The sequence below is a fragment of the Spirillospora sp. NPDC046719 genome, from assembly GCF_040645715.1.
Classification (GTDB): domain Bacteria; phylum Actinomycetota; class Actinomycetes; order Streptosporangiales; family Streptosporangiaceae; genus Spirillospora.
Map to the genome: position 1 here is coordinate 1 of NZ_JBEYYT010000488.1, position 6436 is coordinate 6436.

3 protein-coding genes are annotated in these 6436 nt (G+C 73.3%); all 3 read right to left on the reverse strand.

The annotated features are described in order from the left end of the window. On the reverse strand, positions 1–1697 hold a 1697-nt coding region (locus ABZ914_RS43865; protein WP_500200659.1), incomplete at its 3' end, for a type IV secretion system protein. Continuing rightward, the gene (locus ABZ914_RS43870) at positions 1694–4183 is read right to left on the reverse strand and encodes an ATP-binding protein (protein WP_500200660.1); all 2490 of its coding nucleotides are present in this window, start codon (positions 4181–4183) and stop codon (positions 1694–1696) included. The genes ABZ914_RS43870 and ABZ914_RS43865, both read right to left, overlap by 4 nt. Before the next feature lie 160 nt (positions 4184–4343). Beyond that, positions 4344–5951, reverse strand: coding sequence for a MinD/ParA family ATP-binding protein (locus ABZ914_RS43875; protein ID WP_500200661.1), 1608 nt, complete (start codon positions 5949–5951; stop codon positions 4344–4346). Positions 5952–6436 lie beyond the last annotated feature (485 nt).

The following is a 6436-nucleotide window of genomic DNA, read 5'->3' on the forward strand; positions in this document are numbered from 1 at the left end:
GCCGCCGCGGCACCCGCACCGGCCGCGTCCGCCAGGGCGCCCGCACCGGCCGCGTCCGCCGCGGCGTCCCGCTTGCCCGCCCAGCGGCCCAGCCGGTACCCGGCCGCGCCCGGCACCACGGCGCCCGCCACGGCCGCCGTGTTCTTGCGCGCCTCCGCGACCGACTTGTCCAGATGGGCCTCGCTCTTCTCCCGTGACCCCACCGCCGAGTAGCCGACCGCCGAGAACAGGTGCTGGAACGGCTTGCGGTAGATGAACGCCGCGAACGTCACCAGCGCGATCAGCAGGATCTGCAGCCCCCACGGCAGCGTCTCGCCGAGGATCAGCCCGTACGCCCACAGCAGCAGCGCCAGCACGCCGATCAGCGCCGCCTGTTTCAGCAGCATCGACAGCAGCAGCTCCAGCCAGCGGACCGCGATCACCCGGCCGATCCCGGGATGGATCCCGATCCCGAGGAAGATCGGCCCCGCCACCAGCAGCAGCAGGAACGCGATCTTCACCACGATCAGCGCGATCGCGATCACCATGATCAGCAGGCCGGCGACCAGCGCCGCGAACAGCCCGCCGAACGCGACCGCCAGCCGGTTCTGCCAGCTCTTGCCCTGGAACAGCGAGTACGTCCCGGGATAGTCGTCCTTGATGGTCTTGGCGACGCTCTTGTAGTCGTCCGCCTTCTGCCCGAGATCGGGTTTCTCCGTGCCGTACGACTCCGGCAGGTCCACCGCCTGCGACGACAGCAGCTTGTCCGCGTTCTCCTTGACGATCTTCGCGTTCGGGTCGGTGGTGCCGAACTCGCCCTGCAGCCACGGCTTGCAGACCAGCGCCACCCACAGCCCGTTCGCGTTGCGGGTCGTGGCGTCCAGGTTCGCCGACGCCATCGGATCCGGCTTGCCGTCCGGCGGCGGGATGCATCTGCCGCCCTTGGTGTCGCTCTGCGGCAGCGCCGCGTTGAACGCCGCGCTCGTCGCCGACGACACCTTCGTACCGAGGGTGGTGAAGTCCGCGGGCCGCGCGACCAGCCAGATCAGCGCGACCATCGCGGCGACCATCCAGACGACGCCCTCGGTCACCTTGCTCGCGCGCCGCCGGACCAGCCCCCACCAGGCCAGCCACATCGCGCCGAGGATGACCACCCACGACCAGTAGCGGGCGTTGAACGTCTTGCCCATGCCGCTGATCACGCCGTCGACGGTGCTCTTCAGCCAGCCGAGCAGCGACTCCGACGCCGCCGCCTGGTAGATGCTGATCGTCGTCCGGTCGACCGCCCGGACCAGCGTGAACGTCGTGTTGGCGATCGCGTTGCCCATCATCGCCATCGCGTCCGAGCAGCCCATGTCGACCGCGTACCAGGTCTGCCCGGCCGTGCCGTACCGGTCGTAGTAGGTGAGCTGGTCGCCCGGCGTCTTCTGCAGCTTCGCGTCGGGGTAGCCGGGCGGCTTGATCATCCCGTCCGTCCCGGACCCGTACGCCTCCGGCGCCGGGTTGTCGGCCGGACGGCACGAGTCGTTGGGACTCGGCAGCGGGATCGACGCCGAGGCCGGGGACACCGGGCTGATCATGAACAGCGCCAGCACGAGCAGCAGCACCGCGGAGCGGCGGCTGCGCGGGCGGTGCCGGCGGCGCCGGCTTCGGCGCAGGTCGAGGCGTTCGCCGGGCGAGCGCTGCAGGCGCTCCGTCCGGATGCGGGGACCCCTCATCGGCTGACCTCCTCGACCTCGGCCCCCGCTGCGGTGAGTTCGGAACGCCCGGGATGGGACCGGGTCGGGTTGGTGTCCAGCCAGCGCCGCAGCTCCTCGGAGATGAGGTCGACGCCGATCCGGCCGGCCCGCCCGTCGAGGTCGCGGAAGACGCACTCGCCGTTGCCGAGGTTGCGCAGCACGGCCTTGTGCTCGTCGGACGCCTCGACCCCGAGCAGCGACATCACGTTGCCCACCTCGACCCGTTCGGTTGAGCGGAAGGAGAACACCGACGACAGGCAGTTGGTCACCTGCTCGTTCAGCAGGTCCCCCGCGTTCTGGGAGACGAGGATCAGCGCGGTGTTGCGGGACCGCCCCATCCTCGACACCTCGGGCACCAGCTTGGCGCCCTCGGGCGTCGACGTGATCGCCCACGCCTCGTCCAGGAAGATCGCCTTCGGCAGCCGCCGGTCGATGCCGTGCATCAGCCGCCGCGCGAACTGCGACACCAGGTACATCAGCGCGACGGAGAGGCGCTGCTCGTAGGAGTAGTCCTCGCGGGAGATCGTGACGTCGGGGAGGGTGAGGCCGCCGAGGGTGAACACGGTCGTCCAGCCGGCGGTGTCGATGCGCTCGCCGCCGGACGGGTCGAAGCACAGCCGGGCGAGGTGCATCTCCGACATGGACCGCAGCACCGCGCCGAGGTTCTTGGACGCGGGGTCGGCGGCCTGCTCCAGGTGGTCGACGACGCGGCCGAGGGACGGCTGGCCGGCGTTGGCGACGGCGCCGACCGCCTGGATCATCGCGGACTCACGCTCCTCCGACATGCGCGGCAGCAGCAGCCGGAGCGTCTCGGTCGCCATGGTCTTCTTGGTGGCGAGGTCGTCGCCGAACGAGAACGGGTCGAGCAGGCCGGGCGCCGCGGACCCGAGGGGCAGGATCCGCGCCTTGCGGCCGCGCGCCTTGAGCAGTTCGACCAGCGACTCGGCGTCGCCCTTCGGGTCGATGGCCGCGATCGTGACGCCGCGCAGCGCCATCTGGTAGATGAGCAGCAGCGCGAGGGTGGTCTTGCCGCCGCCGGGCTCGCCGGTGATCGCGACGGCGGTCGGGCGGTTGCGGGCCGCGGCGACGAGCGGGTCGAAGTGGACGATCGACCGGGCCCGGCCGAGGGTCTCGCCGATGTAGGGGCCGATCCAGCCCTCGTCGTTCTCGTCGGTGCGGTCGCCGAGGTCGACGGTCGCGACGGGCATCCCGCCCGCGATGGTGCGCAGCGGCTGCCGCTGCGCGTAGGCGTTCAGCCGGATCTGGTCGCCGGGCAGCGACTCCAGGAACAGCGAGAACTGGTCGCCGGTGGAGTTGACGACGTCGATGCCGATGTCGCGGTAGTGCTCGACGACCGCGTCGACCCGCTGGGCGAGGAGGTCCTCGGTGGCCGCGGACACGATCAGCCGGTGCCACCCGTACACGAACGGCAGCCGCTCCTTGGTGATGCCGTGCTCCAGCATCCGCGCGGCGTCGATCTGCTCGGCGAGCGCGATCGGCGCCTCCGCGCCCGCCTCCCGGATGTGCTGGTCCATGTCGCGGGCGTGCGCGAGCTTGCGCGACACGTCCTTGGAGGCCTTGGCGGGCGGGATCAGCTTCATCCGCGCGCTGATCTCGACGGGGAACGGGAGCGCGTCGGCGTAGTGGAACCACGGCTCGCCGTCGGGGAACGGCATCATGTCGGGGAAGCGGGCGAACGACAGGTACGCGACGTAGGACGCGGCCGTCGCGCCGCCGCCCGCGCCGGTGAAGTTCGGCTGCTCGATCCGCAGGTACGAGCGGCCGTTGTGGATGGCGCCCTCCACCAGCGACTCGATCTCGCCCTTGCCCCACGTCCGGCGCGGCACCGCCGACGGCGGCGGGTCGGCGAGCGATCCCGTCACCGCGTGCTGGAACAGCCACGCCACCTCGGTGGACGTCGCGTGCCGGGCGTACAGGGCGGACCCGCCGAGGGCCCGGCCGATCCGCTCGGCCTGGTCGGTCCAGCGCCCGATCTCCCGCTTGTCGATCGCGTCGTCGTTGACGCCGAGGACCTTCTCGCTGCGCTTGTAGAACCCGAGGAGCTGCGACACCACCCCGCCGGACAGGTGCGCGCCCATCCCCCGGGGGCCGAGCCGCACCCCGAGGTAGACCTCCTTCGTCCAGAAGTCCTTCGCCCACACGTGGGCGTAGGTCTCCTCCAGGTACTCCCGCCACCCGGGGCCGCCGTCGGACGTGTTGTCCAGCGCGAGCGCCCACTCCGCCGCCGGGTACGTGCGGTGCGCGATCCGCAGGTGCACCTCGGCGTCCTGCATCCGGATCCCGGCGAGCGCGATCGTGATGTTGGTGGCGAGCGCCTCCCGCTCCTCGCCGGTGGTGAACTCGTAGGACACCGTGGGCAGCCGGAAGTACGCCCAGGCCGCGTTGTCGGTGAGCAGTACGCGGTCGTCGAAGTACCGCACGGCCAGCCGGCTGGCCTTGCTCATGCCGTCCTCCCGACCCTGGTCCTGACCAATGATTCTCCCGATCGGCGTGCGGCTGCGAAGGGCTGGCGGGGAGAGTGTTCACAATCCGGGCGGACATCAACGACAGGCGCGCCCGCCACGCTGGCGCCCGTCCGGCCGGCTCGGTGCCCGCGAGGGGCGCTCATCGGGTGGCCTCCTGCTCCTGCTGAAGCTCCTGGTAACGCTCGGGCACGACGGTGAACCCGCCGGCGACCACACCGGCGAGGGCAAGATAGGCACGGCGCGTCGGCGCGCGCAACGACTTCAGCTCGTTGCGGGGCGCGCGGTCCATGCTGAGGTGATCGTCCCACGGGATGCGCACGAGGGCACGGCAACGCCCCCGGGCGACCGCCTCCGCCTGCTCGACGTCGTCCATGCTGCGGCGGCTCACCCCATTGATGACCGTGACGGCGCGGGACCGGAGCTCCTCGTACCCGTGCCCGTCCAGCCACTCGAACGTCATCGCCACCGCGCGCGGCGCGTCGGCGCTGGCCGGCGCGACCAGCACGATCTGGTCGGCGTACGGCAGGACCCGCGCGACGATCGCCGCCGCGGTGTCGAGCAGCGTCACCGAGTAGAACTTGTCGATCGTGCGGATCGCCAGCGCGTAGTCGCGGTCGTCGAGCGCCTGCAGCGGGTTCTTCCCGGCCGCGATGACGTCGAGGCCGGACTTGGCCTGCGAGGTGTAGCGGCGCATCGCGGTGAGGCTGCCGACCTGGTCGGCGCGCGTGATCAGCGAGGTCAGCGTCTCGTTGGTCTCGCTGCGCGTCCGCCGCGCGAGCGCGCCCGGCCCCGGGTTCACGTCGATCGCGACGACCGGTTCCCCGTTGTGCTGCGCGAACGTGTGCCCGAGCATCAGCGCGGTGACGGTCTGCCCCGCGCCGCCCGTGCACCCGAGCACCACGACGTGCCGCGTCCCGTGGAACGGCTGCTGGAGCCGCTGCTGGTACTCGGCGTCGACCTCGCCGTGGCCGCCGCCGACGGCCTGGATGAGGCGGCGCAGCCCGCCGGTCGTGACCTCGTGCTCCGGCCCCGGCGGCGTGATCGCGGGCCCGGACGCGGGCGGCGCCGGGGGCGGCGGCAGCGGCCTCGGCCTGACCGGCGACTGGGGCTGCGACCGCACCTCCCTCGGCGGCGCCTGCTCCTCCGCGGGCTGCGGAACGTGCGGCTGCGGCGGTTGCAGCTGCTGCGGCGGCGGCGGCTGGATCGGCACGCCCTGCGGCGGCAGTTCCGTGTACGCCTCCGGCGCCTTCCCCGGCTCGGGGACGGGCGGCCACTGCATGTTGTCGGTGGTCGCCGGGCGCAGCGGCTTCGACAGCCCCTTCGACCACGGCCGCGGCGCCTCCAGGCGCGGCGTCCCGGCGTCCCGCTCCTGCTTGGCGGGGCGCCACTCGTTCTCCTCCGGCGGCCCGCCCTGCGTACCGCCGAACGCGGCGGGCGCGGCGGGGCGGCCCTGCATCGGGATGTCCGGCCGCGTCGGCACGGGCGGCCGCACCACCGGCGGCTGCGCGGGCGCGCCCGGCCCGCCGCGCTGCGGGACCTGCCGGGGCAGATCCGGGCGCGTGGGCCCCTGCGCGGCGGGCGGCTGCTGCTGGACGGGCTGTTGCACCGGCTGCTGGGGCGCCGGCCGCTGCGGCGGCGGGGCGGGCGCTCTTCTTGGCGACGCGGCCTGCCATCCGGCGACCTTCTTGTCACCGGGCTCGCCGCCGAACAGCTCGGCGCCCTTGCGTCCCCGCCGACGGCCACGCATCGGCTCGACCACAGCGGCCGGGCGCTCGGCAGCGTCGTCGCGTCCCGCCGGGGTCGAAGAAGACTCGGAGGAGGCAACGGGCGCAGGACGCTCGACCGGCGAACCGGCTTCGTCCCCGCGCTCTGCCTCCTGCGCAGCGGCCGGACGCTCGGTATCGCCTGCGACCGGAGCCACCGGCTCCGGCGCGGCACCCGCTGCTTCCGCCTCTGAGGGCTTCGCGGCGGCGACGTCGGCCGGGCTCTCGGCGGGGGCGACAGGCGCGAGGCCATCGGTCGTGGCATCCGGCGTCTCGGGCTCGGCCTCGTGGCGGGTCTCCTGCGCGGCGGCGGGACGCTCGGCATCGCGCGCGGCCGGAGCCGTCGGCTCCGGCGCGGGCGGCGCGGGCGGCGCGGGCGGCGCGGGCTCGTCGGCGCCGGCGGTTTCGGCTTCGGCAGGGTTGGCAGGCGCCGGCGACTCCGTCGTAGGGGCCGCGTCGCCGCGTCCGG

What these genes read in the sequence shown, in the direction of transcription:
- ABZ914_RS43870 (WP_500200660.1), bottom strand. Translation starts at nt 4,183, where the DNA reads ATGAGCAAGGCCAGCCGGCTGGCCGTGCGGTACTTCGACGACCGCGTA.
- ABZ914_RS43875 (WP_500200661.1), bottom strand. Translation starts at nt 5,951, where the DNA reads ATGCGTGGCCGTCGGCGGGGACGCAAGGGCGCCGAGCTGTTCGGCGGC.